The organism is Streptomyces sp. WMMB303 (genome assembly GCF_029351045.1).
Classification (GTDB): domain Bacteria; phylum Actinomycetota; class Actinomycetes; order Streptomycetales; family Streptomycetaceae; genus Streptomyces.
The window spans coordinates 2,629,401-2,652,622 of record NZ_JARKIN010000001.1; the positions used below are offsets into that span (position 1 = coordinate 2,629,401).

General features: G+C 72.5%; 19 protein-coding genes. 10 read left to right on the forward strand and 9 right to left on the reverse strand.

Annotated elements, in window-relative coordinates; all coding sequences use genetic code 11:
* The first annotated feature begins 68 nt into the window (after positions 1 to 68).
* Positions 69 to 1,073, forward strand: coding sequence for a 2-phospho-L-lactate transferase (gene cofD, locus P2424_RS11730; protein ID WP_276475696.1), 1,005 nt, complete (start codon positions 69 to 71; stop codon positions 1,071 to 1,073).
* Positions 1,070 to 2,560 (forward strand): coenzyme F420-0:L-glutamate ligase, encoded by a 1,491-nt coding sequence (locus P2424_RS11735; RefSeq protein WP_276475697.1) that lies wholly within the window; start codon positions 1,070 to 1,072, stop codon positions 2,558 to 2,560. Before cofD ends, P2424_RS11735 begins: the two co-directional genes overlap by 4 nt.
* A gap of 71 nt (positions 2,561 to 2,631) precedes the next feature.
* Here the strand turns inward: P2424_RS11735 and P2424_RS11740 are convergent, their stop codons facing one another.
* From P2424_RS11740 to P2424_RS11750, 3 genes are all read right to left on the reverse strand, one after another.
* Positions 2,632 to 3,546 (reverse strand): DNA-3-methyladenine glycosylase 2 family protein, encoded by a 915-nt coding sequence (locus tag P2424_RS11740; protein WP_276475698.1) that lies wholly within the window; start codon positions 3,544 to 3,546, stop codon positions 2,632 to 2,634.
* Between the two features lie 115 nt (positions 3,547 to 3,661).
* Positions 3,662 to 4,744: an NDP-sugar synthase gene (locus P2424_RS11745; protein WP_075002256.1), complete on the reverse strand. Its 1,083-nt coding sequence runs from the start codon at positions 4,742 to 4,744 to the stop codon at positions 3,662 to 3,664.
* 241 nt (positions 4,745 to 4,985) lie between these two features.
* The gene (locus tag P2424_RS11750) at positions 4,986 to 6,398 is read right to left on the reverse strand and encodes a peptidoglycan recognition protein (protein ID WP_276475699.1); all 1,413 of its coding nucleotides are present in this window, start codon (positions 6,396 to 6,398) and stop codon (positions 4,986 to 4,988) included.
* A gap of 78 nt (positions 6,399 to 6,476) precedes the next feature.
* Here P2424_RS11750 and P2424_RS11755 point away from each other — a divergent pair, with 78 nt between their 5' ends.
* The 4 genes from P2424_RS11755 (at position 6,477) to P2424_RS11770 (ending at position 12,335) form a co-directional block, all read left to right on the forward strand.
* Positions 6,477 to 7,232: a TIGR03089 family protein gene (locus P2424_RS11755; RefSeq protein ID WP_276475700.1), complete on the forward strand. Its 756-nt coding sequence runs from the start codon at positions 6,477 to 6,479 to the stop codon at positions 7,230 to 7,232.
* A 158-nt stretch (positions 7,233 to 7,390) separates the two neighbouring features.
* Positions 7,391 to 8,548, forward strand: coding sequence for an LCP family protein (locus P2424_RS11760; protein ID WP_276475701.1), 1,158 nt, complete (start codon positions 7,391 to 7,393; stop codon positions 8,546 to 8,548).
* A gap of 141 nt (positions 8,549 to 8,689) precedes the next feature.
* On the forward strand, positions 8,690 to 10,495 hold the full coding sequence (locus tag P2424_RS11765; RefSeq protein ID WP_276475702.1) for an LCP family protein: 1,806 nt from the start codon (positions 8,690 to 8,692) through the stop codon (positions 10,493 to 10,495).
* Between the two features lie 70 nt (positions 10,496 to 10,565).
* A complete protein-coding gene (locus P2424_RS11770; RefSeq protein ID WP_276475703.1) occupies positions 10,566 to 12,335 on the forward strand; it encodes an LCP family protein in 1,770 nt (589 codons plus the stop codon).
* 178 nt (positions 12,336 to 12,513) lie between these two features.
* Here P2424_RS11770 and P2424_RS11775 read toward each other — a convergent pair whose 3' ends face one another.
* On the reverse strand, positions 12,514 to 13,557 hold the full coding sequence (locus tag P2424_RS11775) for a glycosyltransferase family 2 protein (protein ID WP_276475704.1): 1,044 nt from the start codon (positions 13,555 to 13,557) through the stop codon (positions 12,514 to 12,516).
* Positions 13,558 to 13,898: 341 nt separating this feature from the next.
* Here P2424_RS11775 and P2424_RS11780 point away from each other — a divergent pair, with 341 nt between their 5' ends.
* A complete protein-coding gene (locus P2424_RS11780; protein WP_276475705.1) occupies positions 13,899 to 15,311 on the forward strand; it encodes an LCP family protein in 1,413 nt (470 codons plus the stop codon).
* Positions 15,312 to 15,356: 45 nt separating this feature from the next.
* Here P2424_RS11780 and P2424_RS11785 read toward each other — a convergent pair whose 3' ends face one another.
* A complete protein-coding gene (locus tag P2424_RS11785; RefSeq protein WP_276475706.1) occupies positions 15,357 to 15,893 on the reverse strand; it encodes an acyl-CoA thioesterase in 537 nt (178 codons plus the stop codon).
* Between the two features lie 129 nt (positions 15,894 to 16,022).
* On the opposite strand from P2424_RS11785, the gene P2424_RS11790 reads away from it, so the two are divergent.
* Positions 16,023 to 17,291 (forward strand): LCP family protein, encoded by a 1,269-nt coding sequence (locus P2424_RS11790; RefSeq protein ID WP_276475707.1) that lies wholly within the window; start codon positions 16,023 to 16,025, stop codon positions 17,289 to 17,291.
* 150 nt (positions 17,292 to 17,441) lie between these two features.
* Here the strand turns inward: P2424_RS11790 and P2424_RS11795 are convergent, their stop codons facing one another.
* Positions 17,442 to 17,825: a VOC family protein gene (locus tag P2424_RS11795; RefSeq protein ID WP_276475708.1), complete on the reverse strand. Its 384-nt coding sequence runs from the start codon at positions 17,823 to 17,825 to the stop codon at positions 17,442 to 17,444.
* 127 nt (positions 17,826 to 17,952) lie between these two features.
* On the opposite strand from P2424_RS11795, the gene P2424_RS11800 reads away from it, so the two are divergent.
* Positions 17,953 to 18,495 carry a CGNR zinc finger domain-containing protein gene (locus P2424_RS11800; RefSeq protein WP_276475709.1) on the forward strand — a complete coding sequence of 181 codons (543 nt, stop codon included), beginning with the start codon at positions 17,953 to 17,955 and terminating at the stop codon, positions 18,493 to 18,495.
* 60 nt (positions 18,496 to 18,555) lie between these two features.
* Here P2424_RS11800 and P2424_RS11805 read toward each other — a convergent pair whose 3' ends face one another.
* On the reverse strand, positions 18,556 to 19,899 hold the full coding sequence (locus P2424_RS11805; RefSeq protein WP_276475710.1) for a UDP-glucose/GDP-mannose dehydrogenase family protein: 1,344 nt from the start codon (positions 19,897 to 19,899) through the stop codon (positions 18,556 to 18,558).
* 215 nt (positions 19,900 to 20,114) lie between these two features.
* Between P2424_RS11805 and P2424_RS11810 the strand changes: the two genes are divergently transcribed.
* Entirely contained in the window at positions 20,115 to 21,281 is a 1,167-nt protein-coding gene (locus tag P2424_RS11810; protein WP_276475711.1) for an acyl-CoA dehydrogenase, read from the forward strand.
* A 158-nt stretch (positions 21,282 to 21,439) separates the two neighbouring features.
* Here P2424_RS11810 and P2424_RS11815 read toward each other — a convergent pair whose 3' ends face one another.
* A complete protein-coding gene (locus tag P2424_RS11815) occupies positions 21,440 to 22,654 on the reverse strand; it encodes a dipeptidase (RefSeq protein ID WP_276475712.1) in 1,215 nt (404 codons plus the stop codon).
* Positions 22,651 to 23,199 carry a 5-(carboxyamino)imidazole ribonucleotide mutase gene (purE, locus tag P2424_RS11820; RefSeq protein WP_276475713.1) on the reverse strand — a complete coding sequence of 183 codons (549 nt, stop codon included), beginning with the start codon at positions 23,197 to 23,199 and terminating at the stop codon, positions 22,651 to 22,653. Before purE ends, P2424_RS11815 begins: the two co-directional genes overlap by 4 nt.
* Positions 23,200 to 23,222: the final 23 nt, after the last annotated feature.

A 23,222-nucleotide genomic window follows, 5' to 3' on the forward strand; every position in this document is an offset into this window, starting at 1 on the left:
GCGGCACTCCGGCACCGGGCGGGGCACCTGATGTCGGGGGCGGGCAGCGGGCTGCGAGACTGGTGCCCATGCAGCGCATTGTGGTTCTGGCCGGGGGCATCGGCGGTGCCCGTTTCCTGCGCGGGCTCCGGTTCGCGGTGCCCGACGCGGAGATCACCGTCGTCGGCAACACCGGTGACGACATCCATCTGTTCGGCCTGAAGGTCTGCCCCGACCTCGACACCGTGATGTACACCCTGGGCGGTGGCATCCACGAGGAACAGGGCTGGGGGCGGGCAGACGAGACCTTCGCGGTGAAGGAGGAACTGGCCGCCTACGGCGTGGGCCCCGAGTGGTTCGGGCTGGGCGACCGGGACTTCGCCACCCACATCGTCCGCACCCAGATGATCTCCGCGGGCTATCCGCTCAGCGCCGTCACCGAGGCGCTCTGCGCCCGCTGGCAGCCCGGGGTGAAGCTGCTGCCCATGACGGACGACCGGGTCGAGACCCATGTGCTGATCGACGACCCGGACGCCGCGGACTCCGGCCGGGGCGAGGACGGCGGGGACGGGACGGCCGGACGCAAGGCGGTGCACTTCCAGGAGTACTGGGTGCGGTTGCGGGCCTCCGTGGACGCGCACGCCGTGGTGCCCGTCGGCGCCGACGCCGCCCGGCCCGCACCGGGTGTGCTGGAGGCCGTCGCCGCGGCGGACACCGTCATCTTCCCGCCCTCCAACCCCGTCGTCAGCGTGGGCACGATCCTGGCCGTACCCGGCATCCGGGAGGCCATCGCGGACGCCGGGGTACCGGTCGTCGGCCTCTCGCCCATCATCGGGAACGCCCCCGTGCACGGCATGGCCGACAAGGTGCTGGCCGCCGTCGGAGTCGAGACCACAGCGGCGGCCGTCGCCGCGCACTACGGCTCGGGGCTGCTGGACGGCTGGCTCGTCGACACCGCGGACGCCGACACCGTGGGGGCCGTCGAGGACGCGGGCATCCGCTGCCGCGCCGTGCCGCTGCTGATGAGCGACGAGGAGACCACCGCGGAGATGGCCCGGCAGGCGCTGGCGCTGGCGGAGGAGGTGCGCGCGTGACGGCGGTGACGACCGGGGCGCCCGGGCAGGAGCAGAACCCGCGGGCCACGGCACCCGCGGCGGCCGACCGCGCCGCGGCAGCCGAGCGGGCGGACCGGGTCGGGAGCGGACCCGGCACCTCCTACGAGGTCTGGGCGCTGCCCGGCATCCCGGACGTAAGCCCCGGCGACGACCTGGTCCGGCTCCTGGTCGACGCGGCGACCGCGCCCGGCGGGCGGGGACTGGCGGACGGCGACGTGCTCGTCGTCACCTCGAAGATCGTCAGCAAGGCCGAGGGCCGCATCGTCCGGGCCGACGACCGCGAGGCCGCCATCGACGCGGAGACCGTGCGGGTCGTCGCGCGGCGCGGCCCGGCCCGGATCGTGGAGTCCCGGCACGGCTTCGTGATGGCCGCGGCCGGCGTCGACGCCTCCAACACCCCCGAGGGCACCGTGCTGCTGCTGCCCGAGGACCCGGACGCGACGGCCCGGCGACTGCGGGACGGGGTGCGGGAGGCGCTCGGCGTCACCGTCGGCGTCGTCGTCACCGACACCTTCGGGCGGCCCTGGCGCACGGGCCAGACCGACGTGGCCATCGGCGCGGCCGGGGTGCGGGTCCTGGAGGACCTGCGCGGCGGCGTCGACATGTACGGCAACGCGCTGGGCGTGACCGTCACCGCCGTCGGCGACGAGCTGGCGGGAGCGGGCGAACTGGTCAAGCGCAAGGCGAGCGGGCTGCCGGTCGCGGTGCTGCGCGGACTGGCCCACCACGTGCTGCCCGCGCCCGGCAGCGCGGAGACGGGCACAGGGTCCAACGAGTCCAACGGGTCCCCCGAGTCGCCCGGGGGCGAGGCGACGGCGCGCGCGCTGGTGCGCGACGCGGCCGCCGACATGTTCCGGCTGGGCACCTCGGAGGCCGTGCGCGAGGCGGTGACGCTGCGCCGCACCGTACGGGAGTTCACCGCGGAGCCGGTGGACGGGCAGGCCGTGCGGCGCGCGGTCGCCGCCGCCGTGACCGCACCGGCCCCGCACCACACCACACCGTGGCGGTTCGTGCTGCTGGAGAGCGCCGAGTCGCGGATCCGGCTGCTGGACGCCATGCGGGACGCCTGGATCGCCGACCTGCGCGGCGACGAGAAGAGCGAGCAGAGCATCGCCAAGCGCGTCAAGCGCGGCGACGTGCTGCGCAACGCGCCCTGCCTGGCCGTGCCCTGCCTGGTGATGGACGGCTCGCACACCTACCCGGACGCGCGGCGGAACGCCGCCGAACGGGAGATGTTCGTCGTCGCGACGGGCGCCGGCATCCAGAACTTCCTCGTCGCGCTGGCCGGGGAGCGGCTGGGGTCCGCGTGGATCTCCTCCACCATGTTCTGCCGGGACGTGGTGCGCGAGGTGCTGGACCTGCCCGAGGGGTGGGACCCGATGGGCGCGGTCGCCATCGGCCATCCGGCGGCCCCGCCCCGGGAGCGCCCGCCGCGCTCCGCGGCCGACTTCGTCGTCGAGCGGTGACCGCCTGCTGAGGGCCGTCCCGGGCGGCGCCACCGCCCTCGGCGCCGCCGGTACCGCTGTGCCCGCGCGCCCTACAGCGGCGCTATGTTCCCCACCGGGAAGCGGGGAGCACGGCGCGGCATCCGCGGGCCGCCCAGCAGGATGAGCCGGCTGGCGCGGTGCCGCTGCCCCTCGTAGGGAGCCAGGAGTTCCAGCATGCCGTCGTCATCGGTGCCGCGGGCGCCGGTGAGGGCGTAGCCGATCTGGCCCGGCAGGTGCAGATCCCCCACCGTGACGGCGTCCGGCTCCCCGTTCGAGCGCTGCAGGACCTCGGCGGCCGTCCACGGGCCGATGCCCGGAATGGCCTGGAGCCGGGCCAGTGCCGCGTCCAGATCCAGGTGGGCCGCCTCCTCCATCCGGCCGGCCCGCTGGAGGGCGCGCAGCACGGCGGCGGAGCGCTTCTGGTCGACCCCGGCGCGGTGCCACTCCCAGGAGGGGATGCGCAGCCAGTCGCGCGGGTGGGGCATCACCCACAGGTGCGGATGCGGCCCCGGTGCGCGTTCGCCGAATCTGCGGACCAGCAGCCGCCAGGCGCGGTACGCCTCCTCGGCGGTGACCTTCTGCTCCAGCACGGAGGGGATCAGCGACTCCAGCACCCGCCCCGTGCGGACGAGCCGCAGCCCGGGATGGCGTCGGTGCGCCTCCCGGGCGACAGCGTGGTGCGGGACGAAGGCGGCCGGGTCGTCCTCCGCGCCCAGCAGCGCGGGCAGCCCGTCCAGCAGCCACCCGGCCCCCGGCCCCCACGCCTCGGCGCACACGGCGCCGCCGTCGGCTTCCCGCCTACGGGACAGCCGCAGCGTCGCGGGACCGTCGGGGGTGCGGGTGCCGCGCCAGATCGCACCGTCCTCGGTGCGGTACGTCGGGTCGTACGGCCCCCGGCGCAGCACGCGCAGGCTGCCGTGCAGGTCGTACGGGCCCGGCGGGGTCCAGGAGCGGGTGAGTGACACGGGCAGCAAGACTACGGCCCGGCACCGACAGCCGGACCCGGCGGCGGCCCGACGGGCGGGCGGCCCGGTAGGGGCGCCGGCGGAACGAGACCCGGAGCGCCGGGGGACGGCGCGGCTACTGGTCCGAGGAGAAGCGCACCGCGCCGGCCGGTATCCGGGCGTCGCACCACACCCGGATGCCGCCGCGCAGCTCGTTGCCCTCGCCGACGACGGCTCCGTCGCCGATGACCGCACCGTCCAGCACGGTGTCGGCGCCGATGCGGGCGCCCGCGCCGATCAGCGAGTCGCGGATCCGGGCGCCGGGCGCCACCACAGCGCCGTCCAGCAGGGCGCTGCCGTCGATCCGGGCGCCGGAGCCGACCGCGGCCCCGGCTCCGGCGACGGTGCCGCCGGTGAGCTTGGCGTCCTGCGCCACGTCGGCGCTCTCCAGGATCAGCCGCTCCCCGCAGCGGCCCGGTACGGCGGGCGAGGGCGCGCGGCCCAGCACGAGGTCGGCGGAGCCGCGGACGAACGACTCGGGGGTGCCCAGGTCGAGCCAGTAGGTGGAGTCGACCATACCGTGCAGCGTCGCCCCGGCGGACAGCAGTCCGGGGAAGGTCTCGCGCTCCACCGAGACGGGGCGTCCCGCGGGGATGGTGTCGATGACCGAGCGGGTGAACACGTAGGCACCCGCGTTGATCTGGTCGGTGACGATCTCCTCGGGCGTCTGCGGCTTCTCCAGGAAAGCCGTCACGCGTCCCGAACCGTCCGTGGGGACGAGCCCGAAGGCCCGCGGGTCGGTCACCCGGGTCAGATGCAGCGAGACATCGGCCGCGGCCCGGGAGTGCTCGTCGACCAGGGCGCGGATGTCGAGGCCGGAGAGGATGTCGCCGTTGAAGACGAGTACCGGCTCGTCGGGGCCCGAGTGCAGCCGGGAGGCGACGTTGCGGATGGCGCCGCCGGTGCCCAGCGGCTCCTCCTCGGTGACGTACTCCAGATGCAGGCCCAGTTGGGAGCCGTCGCCGAAGTACGGCTCGAAGACCTCGGCGAGGTAGGAGGTGGCCATCACCACGTGGTCGACGCCCGCGGCGCGGGCCCTGGCCAACTGGTGGCTGAGGAAGGGCACGCCCGCGGCGGGGACCATGGGCTTGGGGGTGTTCACCGTGAGCGGACGCAGCCGGGTGCCCTTGCCCCCGACCAGAAGGATCGCTTCTGTCACCTGTTGTCTCTGCTTCCTGCCGGGGTCCGCCGACCGCCCTTCGGGTGGCCGGCGGACAGTCTATTCAGACGCGTGCGGACGCGTGGGCGGCCCGGTACGGCCGTCCCCGGCAGACGCGGCCCGGGGGCTGAGCGGTTGCTCCGCTTCGCGCGGTCACCGCGGTCACCGCGTGCAGCGGTGGGCTGCGGCGGTCCGGCCCGAGGTGGCCGGCCGCGCGGCGGATCACCGGCCCGGCGCCGGATCAGCGGCCCTGCAACCGGGCCGCAGCGCTGCGGACGGCGCCGAGCTTCGCGTAGAGCCGGTCGCCGGGGCACTCGGTGACGAATCCGTCCCGGTGTCCGGAAACCGTGTGGAAGTGGATCTTCCGCCCCTTCTTGAACTTGCCGCCACCGGACGTCAGCCAGGTCTTGCCGGCCGGGTCGGCTCCGAAGAGCCCCAGCTTCCACGCGGTGAGCCGGGCGAGTGCGTCCACGGCGTGCTCGGAGGGTTCCTGCTTGCCGTAGGAGCCGAGGACCGCGATGCCTGTGCTGTCGGTGTTGAAACCGTAGGTATGCGCTCCCATCACCGGCTTGGCCACGCCCCCGGCCCGCCCCTCGTAGATGTTTCCGCACTTGTCCACGAGGAAGTTGTAGCCGATGTCCCGCCAATGGCTGCTCTTGACGTGGTAGCGGTACATCGCACGGATGAGGGAGGGCGCCTTGTCGCAGGCGTAGTCGTTGGTCATGGCCGTGTGGTGGACGAAGGCGGCCTTGACCGTGTCGGTGTAGCGGAACTCCGCCTCCCGCAGCTTCTCGTCGGCGCCCCAGCCCGCACGGGTCACGATGCGCGGCCGTGGGCCGGTGAACGACCCGGCCTGCGGGTACTGGGAGCGGGTCGCCTCCCGGGAGAGGGCGGGCAGCACCCTGCCGCCGGCACCCTCCGCGGAGTCCGCCCCGGCGGGCTCCGCCTTCGCCGCGCCTGCTCCGGCCCCCTCCGCCGCCGCACCCGCCGCCGTGTCGTCCCGCTGACCGTCCGCGGGCTTCTCCGACGGGCCGGGGACCGCGGAGTGGCCGGGAGTCTTCCCCTGGGCCGGGCTCGGATCGGGGCCCGGGTCGACCAGTTCCAGGCGGAGCCCGTCGGGCAGAGAGCCGCCGTGCTCCGTGCGCTCCGGCAGCACCCGCGCCTCGACGCCGTCGGAGGAGCCGACCCAGAGCGGAGCCGTGGCGCCGCGGGCCGGCCCGCGAGCGCCGCCTCGGGCGTCCACGGGATGGTTCTCCAGGTGCCGCCACGCCGACCAGTGTCCGGAGTCCGCGTCGCGGGTGCGGACCTGCACCCGCGCGCGCAGCGGGGTACCGGCCCCGTCCCAGACCACACCCAGGAGGGAGTACGGGCGGACGGTGCGGGCCGGGACCCGCACCCCGGCGTCGGGCGATTCCGCCGCGCGAGCACCGGGATCTCCCTCCGAGGACCCGGCGAAGGAGAGCGACTGGGTGCGGCCCGGAATCGCGGACCCGGCGGAGGCGGAAGCCGCGGAGGACTGGGGTGCCTTGGAGAACGAGGACGGGAACGCCGGGGCCGCCGGGGCCGCTGTGGCTGCCGCGGCGAGGGGAGCGAGGGACAGCAGCAGCGCCGTCGCGCTCACGACACCGACCGTTTGACTACGATTCGCACGCATACTTCAGATCATGGACATATATGATCATTCCCGTCCATTGACGCACCGCCAGTTGGGCGCCCGCGTACGCTTGCAGGAATGAACGCCTCCGACCGCACCCCCGCCGACCTGCTGCGGACCGCGCTGACCGACGACCCGGCACGCCCCCTGCTGACCTACTACGACGACGCCACGGGCGAGCGCGTCGAGCTCTCGGTGGCGACGTTCGCCAACTGGGTGGCGAAAACCGCGAACCTGCTCCAGGACGAACTCTCGGCCGAACCCGGGGACCGGCTCGCGCTGCTGCTCCCGGCGCACTGGCAGACGGCGGTCTGGCTGCTGGCCTGTTCCTCGGTCGGGGTCGCGGCCGATCTCGGCGGCGATCCCGACCGCGCCGACCTGGTGGTGGCGGGACCGGAGACCCTGGAGGCGGCCCGCGCCTGCTCCGGCGAGCGGGTGGCACTCAGCCTGCGCCCCATGGGCGGGCGCTTCCCCCAGCCGCCGGAGGGGTTCGCCGACTACGCGGTGGAGGTGCCGGGCCAGGGCGACCACTTCGCCCCGTACGAACCCGTGGACGCGGACGCCTCGAGCCTGGCGCTGCCCGACGGCGGCGAGCTGACGGGCGCGCAGGTCGTCGAGCGCGCCCGGGCGGACGCCACCGCGCGGGGACTGGAGCCCGGCGCCCGGCTGCTGTCCGCGCTGCCGTGGGACGGCTGGGACGGACTCAGCGCGGGGCTGCTGGCACCGCTGGCCGTGGGCGGTTCGGTGGTGCTCGCACCCCGCGCCGATCAGCTGGACGCCGCCGCCCGCCGGCAGCGCGCGGCGGACGAGCGGGTGACGCACACCGCCGGCTGAGCACCCGGCACGGCCCTCCCCGGGACACCTGGGCCGGATGGTCCGTACAACCTTGCGAGTGATTCGAGCGTCTGTCTTCATGACCGGCGCACCCGTGCGGGTGTACGCCTTGTACTCCGCGTGCGCCGGTGTCGCCGCCACCCGAGGGATGAACACTCGTGACCGATCCGGGCACCACCGATGCCGATTCCGGCGCGTCCAGTACGGCTTCCATCCGGACGCGCCGGCGCCGCTGGCCCCGCTGGGCGGCGCTGGGCGCCGCAGTGCTCGTCCTGGCCTCCGCGGCGACCAGCTGGTCCCTCTACCGGAAACTGGACGGCAACATCCGCACCGACGCGGGCACCGCGCAGGCGCTGGCGCCCTACGAGAAGGAGCGGCCCACTCCGGTGCGCGGCACCCAGGAGGCACGCAACATCCTCGTCCTCGGCTCGGACAACCGCGGCGACGGCAACGGCGCCTACGGGCACGACGAGGGCAGTCAGCGCTCGGACACCGCGATCCTGCTGCACATAGCCGCCGACGGGCGCGGCGCGACGGGGATGTCGATACCGCGGGATCTGATGGTGGACATCCCCGACTGCCGCAAGCCGGACGGCTCCACCACCGCCCCGCAGTTCGCGCAGTTCAACTGGGCGTTCCAGCGGGGCGGCGCGGCCTGCACCATCCGCACGGTGGAGAAGCTGACCGGTATCCGCGTCGACCACCACCTGGTCGTGGACTTCAAAGGCTTCAAGAAGCTGGTGGACGCGGTGGACGGGGTGGAGGTCTGCCTGGCGGAGCCGGTGCACGACCGGGAGGCGAAGCTCGATCTGCCCGCGGGGCGGCAGACCCTCGACGGGGAGGACGCGCTCGGCTACGTCCGCGCCCGGCACGGTCTGGGAAACGGCAGCGACACCCAGCGCATCGAGCGCCAGCAACGATTTCTGGGATCTCTGGTGAAGAAGGTGCGCAGCAAGGGAGTTCTGCTGAACCCCACGCGCGCCTATCCCGTGCTGGATGCCGCGACCTCGTCGCTGACCGCGGATTCCGGCCTTGATTCCCTCTCCGAACTGTACGAACTGGTGCGGAGCGTACGCGATATCCCGGAAGACCACATCCGTTTCCTTACGGTGCCCCGGCAGTCGTACAAACTGGACATCAATCGGGACGAGCTGGTGCAGCCCGCCGCCGACGAACTCTTCACCAAACTGCGCGAGGACAGCCCGGTGGCCGTCGGAGAAGGCGGAACGGGGAAGAAGGACGGAAAGGAGAAGACGGACGGGTCGTACCGCGGAACGACGGCGGACCTGGACATCTGCGCGAACACAGCGCGCTGAGATTGAGGCGAATTGACCGTTTCCGGCTGCACAGAACTTGTCACCGCCGTCGCTGGCGGCGGAACCTGCCGGATAGTGTGAGCGCTCCGGTCGGCCCCGGGGCGGCATCAGCAGCCGGTTCTATGGAGGACTTACGCAATCGTGGACGCGCAAGGCCGTGGGCACGCGGGGAATGTCGATCCCGCGGATCAGTGGGTGTTCAACCCGAGCACCGGCAGCTACGAACTGCGACTGAACCCCGAAGCCGACGACTCTTCCCGTCGGCCCGGTTCCCGCCGCACGTCCGCCCCGCGCCAGAGAAGCGCCTCCCCGGACGAGAGCACGGACGCGCCCGCCCCTTCCGGCGGCGGGAGGCGGTCCGAGAGCTCCGGTGGGGACCGTCAGCGCTCCCGCACGGGTGAGGGCGGCGACGGCACCGGGTCCCGCTCCGCGCGGCGGGCCGAGGCACGGCTGCCGGCTCAGCGCCGGGCCCGCGCCTCCGAGCGGACCGCTTCCGGCGAGGCGCCGGGCAGGGGCGGCGGCCGGGGGCGCCGGAAGGCCAAGCGGCAGCTCTCCCGGAAGCAGAAGGTGCTGCGGATCGGCGGCGGCACGGTCGGCCTCCTGATGGTGGCGGGCTGCGTCGGCGGCGTCGTCTGGTACCAGCGGCTCAACGGCAACATCAACAAGGTCGACGTCGGCAGGAACAACCCCGCGGTCAAGGACGGCCCCGTCAACATCCTGGTGATCGGCACCGACGCCCGCGAGGGCAAGGGCAACACGGGCTACGGCGACGCCGGAAGCGTCGGCCACGCCGACACCACCTTCCTCTTCCATGTGTCCGAGGACCGCTCCAACGCCACCGCGCTGTCCATCCCGCGCGACATGATCACCGACATCCCGGACTGCGAGATCAAGCAGGAGAACGGTTCCACCAAGGTCATCCGGGGGGACCAGAACGTCCGCTTCAACACCAGCCTCGGCCAGGAGGACAGGAACCCGACCTGCACCTGGAACACGGTCGAGGAGCTGGTCGGGGTGAAGATCGACCACTTCATGATGGCGGACTTCAACGCCGTCAAGGAGCTCTCGACGGCGGTCGGCGGCGTCGAGGTCTGCACCGAGAAGGCGATAAACGACCCCAAGTCGCATCTGAAATTGAAAGCGGGCAAGCACACCGTCCAGGGCGAGCAGGCGCTCGCGTTCGTCCGGACCCGGCACGCGGTGGGCTTCGGCAGCGACCTGGACCGGATCAAGCTGCAGCAGCAGTTCCTCAGCTCGATGATCCGCAAGATGAAGTCCGGGGACACCCTCAGCAGCCCCTCCAAGCTGTTCAAACTGAGCGACGCCACGACCAAGGCCCTGACCGTGGACCCCGGCATCGGCAGCGTCAAGAAGCTGATGGCCCTGGCGAACGACCTCAAGCGGGTCAACATCAAGAACATCACCTTCGCCACGGTCCCGGTCGTCGACAACCCGAACAACAAGGCCACCGTCCTCCTCAACAAGAGCAAGGCCGACCCGCTGTTCAGGATGGTCCAGGAGGACAAGTCCCTGACCGGGAAGAACAAGAAGAAGTCGGACAAGCCGAAGGTGGAGAAGGCCCCGGTGTCCGAGGTCGACGTCTCCGTGCTCAACGGCGGCGGCCCCTCGGGAGCGGCGGCCGGAACGGTGGAGTGGCTGGTGGACAAGGGCGCGGGCAAGGCGGTCTCCGGTGGCAACGCACCGCAGCAGCTCTCCAGGACGCGACTGGAATTCGCCCCCTCCCAGGAGGGCGCGGCCGCCAGGCTGGCCGACCTGCTGAAGCTGCCGGACTCGGCGCTGAAGAAGACCGAGGGAGCGGGTCCCAGCATGAAGCTGACCCTCGGCAAGGACTTCACCGCCCCGGGCAAGTCGGTCGGGGCACCCGACAAGGCACCGTCCGGGGTCGACAAGGTCAACGCCAACGACAAGAACGTGTGCGCGAAATGACGCAGACCCCTCCGGCACGTCCCACCGGACGCCCGGGGGCAGCACAACAGGAACACCCCCGGGAGGTCCCGTGCGGCACCACGACACCGACGGCGGAGAGACGCGGCGCGGCGCTCCCACAGCCGCCGACCGCGGTTGGGACGAGAGCCTGTACGGGGAGCGCCCGGCAGAGCCCGGCCCCCGCTCCGGGCGCCCTTCCGCCGCCGCGTCCACGCCCGGTGCGGCACCCGCGCCCGGTGCGGGCGGCGGGCGGAGCGGACCGGACGGCGGCGGCGTCTCCGGGGCGGACGGCGAGGGCCCGGCGGTGAACGGCGCTCCGCGGCGGAGCCGCGGCCGCCGCGTGCTGCGGCCACGGCGGAACCGCGGCCGCCGCGTGCTGCGCTGGTCCGTGGCCGTCCTCTCGGTGCTCATACTCGCGACCGCGGCGGCGGGCTACTTCTACTACCAGCACCTCAACGGCAACCTGAGCAAGGACGACCTCAACCTCGGGGACAACAAGCTCCACCACTCGGACCCGAACGCCGCGGGGCAGACCCCGCTGAACATCCTGCTGCTGGGCTCCGACTCGCGGGCCTCCGAGGAGAACGTCCGGCTCGGCGGCTCCCGCGCAGACCGCGACCGGCCGCCGCTGGCGGACGTGCAGATGCTGCTGCACGTCTCCGCGGACCGCAGCAACATGTCCGTCGTCTCCATACCGCGGGACACCAGGACGACGATTCCCAAGTGCACCGACCCGGATGACGGGAAGGTCTATCCGACGACCACGGACAAGATCAACACCAGCCTCCAGCACGGCGGCCCCGGGTGCACCGTGGCGACCTGGGAGGAGATGACGGGCATCCCGGTCGACCACTTCATGATGATCGACTTCTCGGGTGTGGTCTCCATGGCCGACGCGGTCGGCGGCGTCCCGGTCTGTGTCAAGGAGAACGTGCACGACCCGAAGTCGAAGCTGAAGCTGGAGAAGGGAACCTCTGTCATCAAGGGGGAGCAGGCGCTGAGCTGGCTGCGGACCCGGCACGGCTTCGGCGACGGCACCGACATAGGGCGTGCGCGGGCCCAGCACATGTACATGAACGCGATGGTGCGCCAGCTCAAGTCCGGGACGAAGCTGAGCGACCCGGGCAAGCTGCGCGGCCTGGCGGAGTCCGCCACCAGGGCGCTCACCGTCGACAAGGGGATCGGCACCGTCAAGAAGCTCTACGACCTGGGCAACGACCTCAAGCAGGTGCCGACCGAGCGGATAACCATGGCCACCATGCCGTGGGAGTACGGGGGCGGCGGCAGCTACGTCGTCCCGAAGAAGGGCGACGCGGACCAGGTCTTCTCCCTCGTGCGCAACGACGTGGCGCTCGACGGCAAGGACCGGAAGAAGGCGGAGGCGAGCAAGTCGGCGCAGCCGACCGAGCCGTCCCAGCCGAAGGCCGACCTCCCGGTGAGTGTGATGAACGGGACCGGCACCTCCCTCCAGCGGCCGGTCACCGGCCGGGCGGGTCAGGTCGCGCAGACCCTGACCCGCAAGGGCTTCGGCCGGGCCGCGGCCGACCCCACGCCCCAGTCCCGCGCCGACACCACCGTCCGCTACCCGCGCGAGGAGCTGCGCGGCGACGCGCTGGCGGTCGCCGAGGCGCTCGGCGTCCCCGAGCGGCTGGTGAAGCACTCCACAGGCGTGCAGCAGGTCACGCTCGTGATCGGTGCCGACTGGCGGGAGGGCGCGAGCTACCCGAAGAGCGACGGCGGCGGCGCGGACAAGGACCACCACAAGGCGCCCGACAGCGCGGACGCGCTGCGGGGCGACGACAAGAAATGCATGGACGTCAACCCGAACTACACGTGGTGAGGTCTGACGCGGAACACCGCATGATGAGGACCTGACACCGGACACCGCACACGAGTAAGGGGCGGTCCTCTCATGGAGGGCGCCCCTTACCGTGCGCTGTGCGGGCCGGTGTACCGCGGACTGCGCGGTCCGGCGCGCGCGGTGGGCGACCGGGGCCGCGGCCGCCCGCGGCCGCGCACTACCGCGTCGCCGGAACCGGTTCGCGGCGGCTGGCGATGACCTTGCGGGCCAGCTTCTTCGGGCTGGTCAGAAAGCCCCAGCCCCAGGACATGTGCATGGTGGCGAGCGCGACCGGGATCTGCGCACGCGCCGCGAGCGGGAGGCCCCGGCCCGCGGGCAGCGAACCGGCCACTATCGCCGCCAGGTAGCCGCCGGGCACCACCAGCGCCCAGGGCGTGAGGGCGGCACCGGCCACCAGACCCGCCGCGACGGCGCACAGGGCGACCGGCGGGGCCAGATAGCGCAGGTTGATGGAGCCCGCGTGAAAGCGGGCGACGACGTGCCGCCAGCGGCCGTAGTTGCGGTACTGCTTGGCCAGGGCACGCACGCTGGGCCGGGGGCGGTAGGAGACCCGCAGCTCGGGCGAGAACCAGACCAGCCCACCCGCGGAGCGGATGCGGAAGTTCAGCTCCCAGTCCTGGGCGCGGATGAATTCCTCGTTGTACCCGCCCTGCTGTTCCAGCACCTCGCGGCGGAAGACCCCCAGGTAGACCGTCTCCGCCTCGCCGGCGGCGCCTCCGGTGTGGAAGGCGGCGTTGCCCACCCCGATCCTCGAGGTCATCGCGGCGGCGACGGCGTGCTCCCAGGCGTTCTCACCCTCGGCGTGCATGATGCCGCCGACGTTGGCCGCACCGGTCTCCTCCAGCAGCCGCACGGCGGTGGCGATGTAGTCGGCGGAGAGCATGCCGTGCCCGTCGACCCGCACCACCACCGGATGCCGGGACGCCCCGATGGCGGCGTTCAGCCCCGCGGGGGTGCGGCCCGTGGGGTTGGGCACCGTGCGCACGCGGGGGTCCTCGGCGACCAGCTCGGCGGCGATCTCGTCCGTGCGGTCCGTGGACGGACCCAGTGCGATGATCACTTCCAGCTCGCCCGCGTAGCGCTGCTCCAGGATGTGCCGCACAGAGCTGCGCAGGTGCCGTTCCTCGTCGAGTACCGGCATGATCACGGAAACGGGGGGCGGGGCTTCGTCCGCGGAAGGACGTCGGTTCTCGCGAGTCACGGCGCTCACGTTACCGCGATCGGGCGAACGATCCGTACGCACGCACCCCGCGGCAGGCGGCTCCCGGACCGGGACGGCGTGTACGCACGATCCGGAGATCGTACCGGCATACAGTGTGGGAACTTCACGTCACCTTATTGTCACTCTAGGTATTGTTCCTGTTTGTCCTCCTCTCGCGGAAGGCGGCCACCTTGCCTCGACGCGCCTCCTCCCCTCATGGCGGTCCCCATGGCCCCGGCAGCCCCCGGGGGACCCGCACGAGTCCCGGCAGGGGCCGCCGCCGCCCGAGCTGGAGCCGTCCGGGCCCGCGCTGGGGCCTGCGGATCGCCACAGGTGTCTCCGTGCTGCTGCTGGCCGCCGGCGGGGTCGGCCATGCGATGGTGACCGGACTGAGCGAGGACGTGCGCAGGGTCGACCCGTTCGACGACCTCGACACCGACAGTCGCCCCAAGGGCGACAACGGCGTCAACTTCCTCGTCGTCGGGACCGACCGGCGGGACGGGATCTCGGCGACCCAGAAGGAGCGGTACAACCTGGGCGGCTCGGCCTGCGACTGCACGGACACGATGCTGCTGGTGCACCTCTCCGGCGACCGGGACCGGGCCAGCGTCGTCAGCCTCCCCCGCGACACCTACACCGAGCTCCCGCCGCACAAGGACCGCGCGACCGGCAAGCGGGTGGCCGCGCGGCCGGCCAAACTGAACGCCGCCTATACCGCGGGCGGCGCCCCGCTGACCGTGCGGGCGGTGGAGAAACTCACCGACGTGCACGTCGACCACTACCTGGAGGTCGACTTCACCAGCTTCATGAGCACGGTGGACGTCCTGGGCGGCGTTCCGGTCTGCACCACCGAGCCGCTCAAGGACAGCTACTCGGGACTCGACCTGCCCAAGGGCACCACCAAACTGAACGGCGGCCAGGCGCTGCAGTACGTGCGGGCCCGGCACCTGGACGGCGGCTCGGACCTGAGCCGGATGAAGCGGCAGCAGCACTTCCTCGCCTCGGTCATCTCCCGGGCCACGGACACCGGGGTCCTGATGAACCCCGTGCGCTTCAACAAGGTGGCCGCCACTCTGCTGGAGTCGGTCCGCGCCGATCCCGGATTCGGCACCGAGCAGATGATGGCCCTGGGCCGGGCGATGCGCGGGTTCAGGCTCGCCTCCTCGGAGTTCGCCTCGGTGCCGCTGTCCGACGTCGACCACCGGGTGCCCGGACTGGGCTCCACCGTCGAATGGGACCGGCCCAGGGCGGCGAAGCTGTTCGCGGCCCTGCGCGCGGACCGCCCGCTCTCCGCACCGGCCGAACCCGATCCGGCGGCGTCCGGTCCGGCGGCGTCCGAGCGGGACGGCTCCGACCGAGGGGGCTCCGCCTCGGACGGGGGACCGCGGGTCGAGGTCGCCCCGCGCGAGATCCGCGTCGAGGTCGCGAACGCCACGGGCCGGCGAGGGCTCGGGGCACGGATCGACCGGGAGCTGCGCGGCACCGGTTTCGCCACCACCGGCGCGCCCTCCAACGCACGGCACGCCGGGCACGCCCGGACGACCGTCGCCTACGACCCGCGCTGGGACCGCTCGGCCCGCTCGCTGGCCGCGGCGCTGCCGGGGGCGAAGCTGGTGAAGGACCCGGACCGCGGCGCGCGGATGAAGGTCACGATCGGCGACCCGGACCAGCACGTGCGGCCTGTGCGTGCCCCGGCCGCGCACGGCACCCCGGATGAGGCCCCGATGCGCGGGGACGAGGCCGACTGCAGCTGAGCCCGCTGCCCGGGACCGGTCCCGGGCGCGTGCCGGGCGCCGGGCTCAGGCCGGGGAGCGGCTGGCGCGCAGTTCCTTGATGGCGCGGCGGCGTGCCAGCCGGTGGGTGCGGCGGATCTGCGCCTCCTGGTAGCGGCGCCGGTCCTGCTCGGTCTCCGGGATCACCGGCGGGACGGAACGCGGCTTGCCGTCCTCGTCGATCGCCGCGAAGACCAGATAGGCGGAGCCGACCTGGGTGGCGGGCGTCGACTCGTTCCAGCGCTCCGCCAGCACCCGTACGCCGACCTCCATGGAGGTCCGTCCGACCCAGTTGACCTGGGCCTTCACATGGACGAGGTCGCCGACTCTGACCGGTTCGAGGAAGACCATCTCGTCCATGGAGGCGGTGACGGCAGGGCCCTCCGAGTGGCGCCCGGCCACGGCCCCGGCCGCGTCGTCGGCCAGCTTCATGATCACCCCGCCGTGCACGGTCCCGAGCAGGTTGGTGTCACCCGCCGTCATGATGTGGGAGAGCGTGGTACGGGAGGCGGCCGTCGGCTTGCCGGGGAGCTCGCCGTGCGCCGTGTGCGCCTGGTGGGTCATGTGCACCACCCTATGCGCGCGGAGGAAGCCCCTCAGAACCCGGCATTCTGCATCAGAACTGCTACAGCCTTCCCCCGAAGTGGTACCCGGCCTGTGTTCCCCCCTCGGAGTGCAGGCACACTGCGGGACATGAATCAGTGGCCCGATGGTTGGACCGACAGCTCGCGGGGCCGGGAAGGTCGTGGCCGCGGCGCGCCCCGGCCCGACCCCACACGTGTCATGCCCCATACATCGGCTCCCGGCGTGCCCCCGCAGACCCGGGGCTCCGGGCAGGGCGGCCCCGGGTACGGCCCGGGCGGCCACGACGCGCGCTACGGACAGCCGCAGGACGGCTACGACTCCGGCTACAGCGAGGGCCAGGTCTACGGCGGCGGCCGCGGCGGCGGCGGTGACTACGGCGGCCGTCCCCGGCCGGACTGGCGCCGCCGCACCAAGTGGACACTGCTCACCCTGGTCGTCGTCCTGCTGGTGTGGTCGGTCGGCACCTACTTCTGGGCGGACTCCAAGCTGCGCCGGGAGGTGGACCTCAGCATCGTCGAGGACCGCCCCGACGCGGGCGACGGCACCAACTATCTGATCGTCGGCTCGGACAGCCGCGAGGGCATGAGCGGCGAGGAGCGGAAGAACCTGCACACCGGCGGGCCCACCGACGGCGGCCGCACCGACTCGATCATGATTCTGCACGTCGGCAGCAACGGGAACACGATGATCTCGCTGCCGCGTGACTCCAACGTCGAGGTGCCGTCCTACACCGGGTCCGAATCCGGCAAGAAGTACCCGGCCAAGGGCCGGCAGACGAAGATCAACGCGACCTACGCCGAGGACGGGCCCACGCTCCTGGTCCGGACCGTCGAGCACAACACCGGGCTGCGGATCGACCACTACGCGGAGATCGGCTTCGGCGGCTTCGCCAAGATCGTGGACGCGGTCGGCGGCGTGGAGATGGACATCCCCCGCGACATCAAGGACAAGAAGTCCGGCGCCGACTTCCAGAAGGGCAAGCAGACCCTCGACGGCCGGGAGGCGCTCGCCTTCGTCCGCACCCGGTACGCGCTGCCCGGCAGCGACCTGGACCGCACCAAGAACCAGCAGAAGTTCCTCGCCGCACTGGCGAACCAGGCCGCGACCCCCGGCACCGTGCTCAACCCGTTCAAGCTCTACCCGACGATGGGCGCGGGTCTGGACACCCTCAAGGTCGACAAGGACATGAGCCTGTGGAACGTCGCCTCGATGTTCTGGGCGATGAAGGGCGTCTCCGGCGGCGACGGCACCTCCATGAACATGCCGATCTCCGGTTCGACGCCGAACGGCAACCTGCAGTGGGACAAGGCCAAGGTCAAGAAGCTCGTCGGCCAGCTCAACAACGACGAGAAGGTGACGGTGACCTCCGACCGCTGAGGCGCACCCCCTGAGGTGACCGCCGCGGCGGTCACCTCGCGGCACGCAGGACGGCCAGGCTCCCGGCAGGGGACCTGGCCGTCGTCGTTCCGCCTTCCGCGCGCCGCCGCAGGCTCCCCCGGGCGGCTCAGCGATCGGCCGCCCGGCCGCTCAGTGGTCGCACAGGCACAGGCAGAAGGGGTGCCCCGCCGGGTCGAGGTAGACGCGGAAATCCCGAGCACCGTCGGCGTCGTCCTGGATGAGCCGGGCGCCCAGCGCCAGCACCTCCCGCTCGGCATCCTCCAGGTGGGCCCGTGGCACGTCGAGGTCGAGATGGAGCTGCTGGGAGTGCTCCCCGCTCGGCCACTGCGGTGGGACGAACCCGGACGCCTCCTGAAACGCCAGCCGCCTGCGGCCGTCGGTGTCCCGCACCTCGGCCCACGTGCTGTCGCCGCCCGGATCCACCGTCCAGCCCAGCATCCGGGCGTAGAAGTCCGCCAGGCGCAGGGGGTCGGGGCAGTCGAGTACGACTACGCCCATCGTGGGGATGGCCATCGTGATTCCTCTCTCCGCTGCTCGGCGAGCGCCGCTCGGCCGCCGCCCGACCGTTACCGCCAGAAGTCTGCATGGGGTAACAGCTTGAGTTACCCCATGATGGGTGAAGACCGGTAACGTCACAAGAGTGGGAGACAGAGAAGCACCCGAGTCCCTCCGTCTGGTGCAGGAGTTCGTGAACACCCTCGACATCGAAGCCGGCACCGACGGGCTGGCCTCCCCGGCGGACCTGGCCCGATTCGCCGACGACCACGGGCTGGCGCGATACCGGCTCGGCCCGGCCGACCTGGCGGACCTCCGCGAGCTCCGGGAGGCGCTGCGCGCGGCCTGTACGGCACACACGGGCACGGCGGTGCCGCCGGAGGCGGCAGCATCGCTGGAGCGGCTGCTGGACGCGGCACCGCTCGCGCTGCGGCTCGGATCCCGGGGTGAAGCCGTGCTGCGCCCCGCACCCGGCCGCACGGGCCTTCCCGCCCTCACGGCTCAGCTGGCCGCCCGGATCGCCGCCGCGGCGGGCGAAGGCACCTGGCAGCGGCTGAAGGCGTGCGAGGCGCACGACTGCCGCTGGGTCTACTACGACCGCAGCCCGGCGGGGCGCAGCCGCTGGTGCAGCATGGCCGTCTGCGGGAGCCGCGCCAAGATGCGCACCTACCGCGCCCGGCGCAGCTAGCGGCCCGCGGCGCCCGACCGGCCCGGCCGGAGGGCGATCAGGTCGTGCGGGCCGCCCGGGTCACGCGGTGGGGCGGCCGAGTGCGCGGAAGAGCCAGCCGGACTTGCGCCAGAGCGCGGAGTCCAGGGTGTTGCGGCCGTCGAGGAGGTGGCGGGAGGCGACGACGTCGCCCAGCGCGGCGGGGTCGAGCTCCTTGAACTCCGGCCACTCCGTCAGATGCAGCACCACATCCGCGCCGCGCGCGGCCTCCAGCGCGCTGTCCGCGTAGCCCAGCGTGGGGAAGACGGCCCGCGCGTTCTCCATGCCCTTCGGGTCGTAGACCGTCACCTGGGCTCCCTGGAGGTGCAGCTGCCCGGCGACGTTGAGCGCGGGCGAGTCGCGTACGTCGTCGGAGTCGGGTTTGAAGGTGGCGCCCAGCACGGCGATCCGCTTGCCGAGCAGTACCCCGCCCAGCGCGTCCCGGGCCAGCTCGACCATCTGGGCGCGGCGCCGCATGTTGATGGAGTCGACCTCGCGCAGGAAGGTGAGCGCCTCGGAGGCGCCCAGCTCGCCGGCGCGGGCCATGAAGGCGCGGATGTCCTTGGGCAGGCAGCCGCCGCCGAAGCCGATCCCGGCCCGGAGGAACTTGTGACCGATGCGGTCGTCGTGGCCGATGGCCTCGGCGAGTTTGACCACGTCGCCGTTCGCGGCCTCGCAGACCTCGGCCATGGCGTTGATGAAGGAGATCTTCGTGGCCAGGAAGGAGTTGGCGGCGGTCTTGACCAGCTCGGCGGTCGGGAAGTCGGTCACCAGGAAGGGGGTGCCCTCGGCGACCGGCTGCGCGTACACCTCGCGCAGCAGCCCCTCGCCGCGCGGCCCGCCGACCCCGACGACGATGCGGTCGGGGTGGAGGGTGTCCTTGACGGCGAAGCTCTCCCGCAGGAACTCGGGGTTCCAGGCCAGCTCGGCCTCCTGCCCGGCGGGCGCCAGCTCGGCGATCCGGGTCGCGAGCCGCTCGGCGCTGCCGACCGGGACGGTGGACTTGCCGACGACGAGCGCGGGGCCGTGCAGATGCGGCGCGAGGGAGTCGACGGCGCGCTCGACGTAGCTCATGTCGCAGGCGAACTCCCCGTGCTTCTGCGGCGTGTTGACGCACAGGAAGTGCACGTCGCCGAAGGCGCCCAGCTCCTCCCAGGAGTCGGTGAACCGCAGCCGGCCGGTGGAGCCCTCGACCCCGGCGACGTGTGCGCGCAGCAGGTCTTCCAGGCCCGGCTCGAACATGGGTGCTTGGCCCTGCTCCAGCTTGCGCATCTTCTCCGGGACGACGTCCAGCCCCAGCACCTCGAACCCCAGTTCGGCCATGGCGGCCGCGTGGGTGGCGCCGAGGTAGCCGAGGCCGATCACGGTGATCTTGGGCGAGGCCATGCGATGAGCTCCTTGGGACGGCAGAACGCTGCCCGCGAGCATAACGGGGCCCCTCCTGTCGCGAACCTCACGTACCCCCGAGGAGCCGGCGGCCACTAAAATTGGGGTTACTTAACGGTAATTAGCAATCCCGGGGCACCCGGCACGACAACCGAGGCAACCAGCAGCCCGTGGCACCCCAGGCATTCCGCATCCTCTCGAAGGAGTGAGACACCTTGGCGTCTGATTTCGACCTCTACCGGCCGTCCGAGGAGCACGAGATGCTCCGTGACTCGGTGCGCGCGCTCGCCGAGGCGAAGATCGCGCCGCACGCCGCCGAAGTGGACGAGGAGGCGCGGTTCCCGCAGGAGGCCCGGGACGCCCTGGTCGCCAACGACCTGCACGCGGTGCACGTACCCGAGTCCTACGGCGGTGCCGGCGCCGACGCGCTGGCCACCGTCATCGTCATCGAGGAGGTCGCCCGGGTCTGCGGCTCCTCCTCCCTCATCCCGGCCGTCAACAAGCTCGGCTCGCTGCCGGTGATCCTCTCCGCCTCGGAAGAGCTCAAGAAGCGCTACCTGACGCCGCTGGCCAAGGGCGACGCGATGTTCTCCTACTGCCTGAGCGAGCCGGACGCCGGTTCCGACGCGGGCGGCATGAAGACCAAGGCCGTGCGGGACGGTGACCACTGGGTCCTCGACGGCGTCAAGCGCTGGATCACCAACGCCGGGGTCTCCGACTACTACACGGTGATGGCCGTCACCGACGCCGAGAAGCGCACCAAGGGCATCTCCGCGTTCGTGGTGGAGAAGGACGACCCGGGCGTCTCCTTCGGCGCCCCGGAGAAGAAGCTGGGCATCAAGGGATCCCCCACCCGGGAGGTCTACCTGGACAACGTGCGCGTCCCGGCCGACCGGATGATCGGCGCCGAGGGCACCGGCTTCGCCACCGCCATGAAGACCCTCGACCACACCCGCATCACCATCGCCGCACAGGCCCTGGGCATCGCTCAGGGGGCGCTGGACTACGCGAAGGGGTACGTCCAGGAGCGCAAGCAGTTCGGCAAGCCCATCGGCGACTTCCAGGGCGTCCAGTTCATGCTGGCCGACATGGCCATGAAGATCGAGGCGGCCCGGCAGCTCACCTACGCGGCCGCCGCGCGCTCCGAGCGGGTCTCGGAAGGCAGCGAGAAGGAGGATCTGACCTTCTTCGGCGCCGCCGCCAAGTGCTACGCCTCGGACGCCGCCATGGAGATCACCACCGACGCCGTCCAGCTCCTCGGCGGCTACGGCTACACCCGCGACTACCCCGTCGAGCGGATGATGCGGGACGCGAAGATCACCCAGATCTACGAGGGCACCAACCAGGTGCAGCGCATCGTGATGGCGCGGAACCTGCCGTAGCGGCCTCCGCGGGTCGGCGGCGGCCGGGAGGCCGGGCCGGGGCCCCGGGGCAGCACATGGTGCTTCCCCCGGGGCCCCGGCCGGTTCCGGTGCGCGCCCGGGGCGGCGCTCGGCGCGCCGGGCGCGCCGCCCGCCCGCGCGGAACGGTGCCGGGCCGGTCAGTCCGCGCGCCGGGCACCGTCCAACTGGCCGATCGTGGCGATCGAGGGCCCGCGCTGCGTCTGCAGCGCCCGGGCCACCTCCTCCGCCTCGCGCAGCACGCGCAGGGCGTTGGACCAGGTCAGCTTGGCCAGATCGGCCTCGGACCAGTTGCGGTCCAGCAGTTCGGCCACCAGGTGCGGGTAGCCGGCGACGTCCGAGAGCTGGGCCGGGGTGAAGGCCGTGCCGTCGAAGTCGCCGCCGATGCCGATGTGGTCGATGCCCGCGACCTCGCGCATGTGGTCGAGGTGGTCGGCGACGGTGCCCGCGTCCGGGACCGGCCGCGGGTTGGCGCGCTCGAACTCGCGCTGCACCGCGCGGCCCTCGTCGGACAGGTCGAGGTGGTCGAGGCCGTGCGCCCGCATGTTCTCGTCGGCCGACCGGGTCCAGGCCACCGCCTCGGGGAGGATGAACTTCGGCACGAAGGTGGCCATCGCCACGCCCCCGTTGGCGGGGAGCTGGGCGAGCACATCGTCCGGGATGTTGCGCGGATGGTCGCAGACGGCGCGCGCGGAGGAGTGCGAGAAGATGACGGGCGCCTCGGTGACCCGCAGCGCGTCGCGCATCGTCTCGGCCGCCACGTGCGAGAGGTCGACCAGCATGCCGAGCCGGTTCATCTCCCGGACGACCTCTTCGCCGAAGCGGCTCAGACCGCCCGCACGCGGCTCGTCGGTGGCCGAGTCGGCCCAGTCCAGCGAGTTGTTGTGGGTGAGCGTCAGATAGCGCACCCCGAGCTGGTAGAGGGCACGCAGCGCGGCCAGCGAGTTGTTGATGGAGTGCCCGCCCTCGGCGCCCATCAGCGAGGCGATGCGCCGCTGCGCGTGCGCCGCCTCCACGTCCTCGGCGGTGAAGGCCAGTTGGAGGTCCCGCGGGTAGCGCGCCGCCAGCAGCCGTACCGCGTCGATCTGCTCCAGGGTGGCGCTCACCGCGTCGTCCCCGGTCAGCTCGCCGGGCACGTAGACGGACCAGAACTGCGCCCCGACCCCGCCCGCGCGCAGCCGCGCCAGGTCGGTGTGCAGCTTCTCGCGCTGGTCGAGTGCGATGTCGAGCTTGTCCAGGTCGTAGTGCGCCTGTTCGCGCAGCGCCCAGGGCAGGTCGTTGTGCCCGTCCACGACGGGGTGCTCGGTGAGCAGCGCGCGGGCGTGCTCCAGGCGGGGGCTGTCGGGCCGCGTCACCGGTTGCCTCCCGCCTGGCCGAAGCCGAAGCCGGTGTCCCCGGCGGCCTTGGCCCGCAGCCGCTTGCCCTTCTCGGTGGCCTGCTCGTTGAGCTCCTGCTGGAAGTCGCGCATCTTCTCGCGCAGTTCGCCGTCGTGCGCGGCGAGCATCCGGACGGCGAGCAGCCCGGCGTTGCGTGCCCCGCCGACGGAGACGGTCGCGACGGGGACCCCCGCGGGCATCTGCACGATGGACAGCAGCGAGTCCATGCCGTCCAGATACTTCAGCGGTACGGGTACGCCGATCACCGGCAGCGGGGTGACCGACGCGAGCATGCCCGGCAGGTGCGCCGCGCCGCCCGCGCCCGCGATGACCGCCTTCAGACCGCGGTCGGCGGCGTCCTCGCCGTAGGCGATCATCTCGCGGGGCATCCGGTGTGCGGAGACGACGTCCACCTCGTAGGGCACCGAGAACTCCTCCAGCGCCTTGGCGGCCCCCTCCATGACGGGCCAGTCCGAGTCGGACCCCATGACGATGCCCACGAGGGGGCTGGCAGCAGTGCTCATACGGCTCCTAGATAGCTGGTCCG

Excerpts from the sequence above, each read along its gene's own strand:
- cofD (WP_276475696.1), top strand. The coding sequence starts at position 69 with ATGCAGCGCATTGTGGTTCTGGCCGGGGGCATCGGCGGTGCCCGTTTC.
- P2424_RS11750 (WP_276475699.1), bottom strand. The coding sequence starts at position 6,398 with ATGCGTGCGAATCGTAGTCAAACGGTCGGTGTCGTGAGCGCGACGGCG.
- P2424_RS11755 (WP_276475700.1), top strand. The coding sequence starts at position 6,477 with ATGAACGCCTCCGACCGCACCCCCGCCGACCTGCTGCGGACCGCGCTG.
- P2424_RS11785 (WP_276475706.1), bottom strand. The coding sequence starts at position 15,893 with ATGACCCACCAGGCGCACACGGCGCACGGCGAGCTCCCCGGCAAGCCG.
- P2424_RS11790 (WP_276475707.1), top strand. The coding sequence starts at position 16,023 with ATGAATCAGTGGCCCGATGGTTGGACCGACAGCTCGCGGGGCCGGGAA.
- P2424_RS11795 (WP_276475708.1), bottom strand. The coding sequence starts at position 17,825 with ATGGCCATCCCCACGATGGGCGTAGTCGTACTCGACTGCCCCGACCCC.
- P2424_RS11805 (WP_276475710.1), bottom strand. The coding sequence starts at position 19,899 with ATGGCCTCGCCCAAGATCACCGTGATCGGCCTCGGCTACCTCGGCGCC.
- purE (WP_276475713.1), bottom strand. The coding sequence starts at position 23,199 with ATGAGCACTGCTGCCAGCCCCCTCGTGGGCATCGTCATGGGGTCCGAC.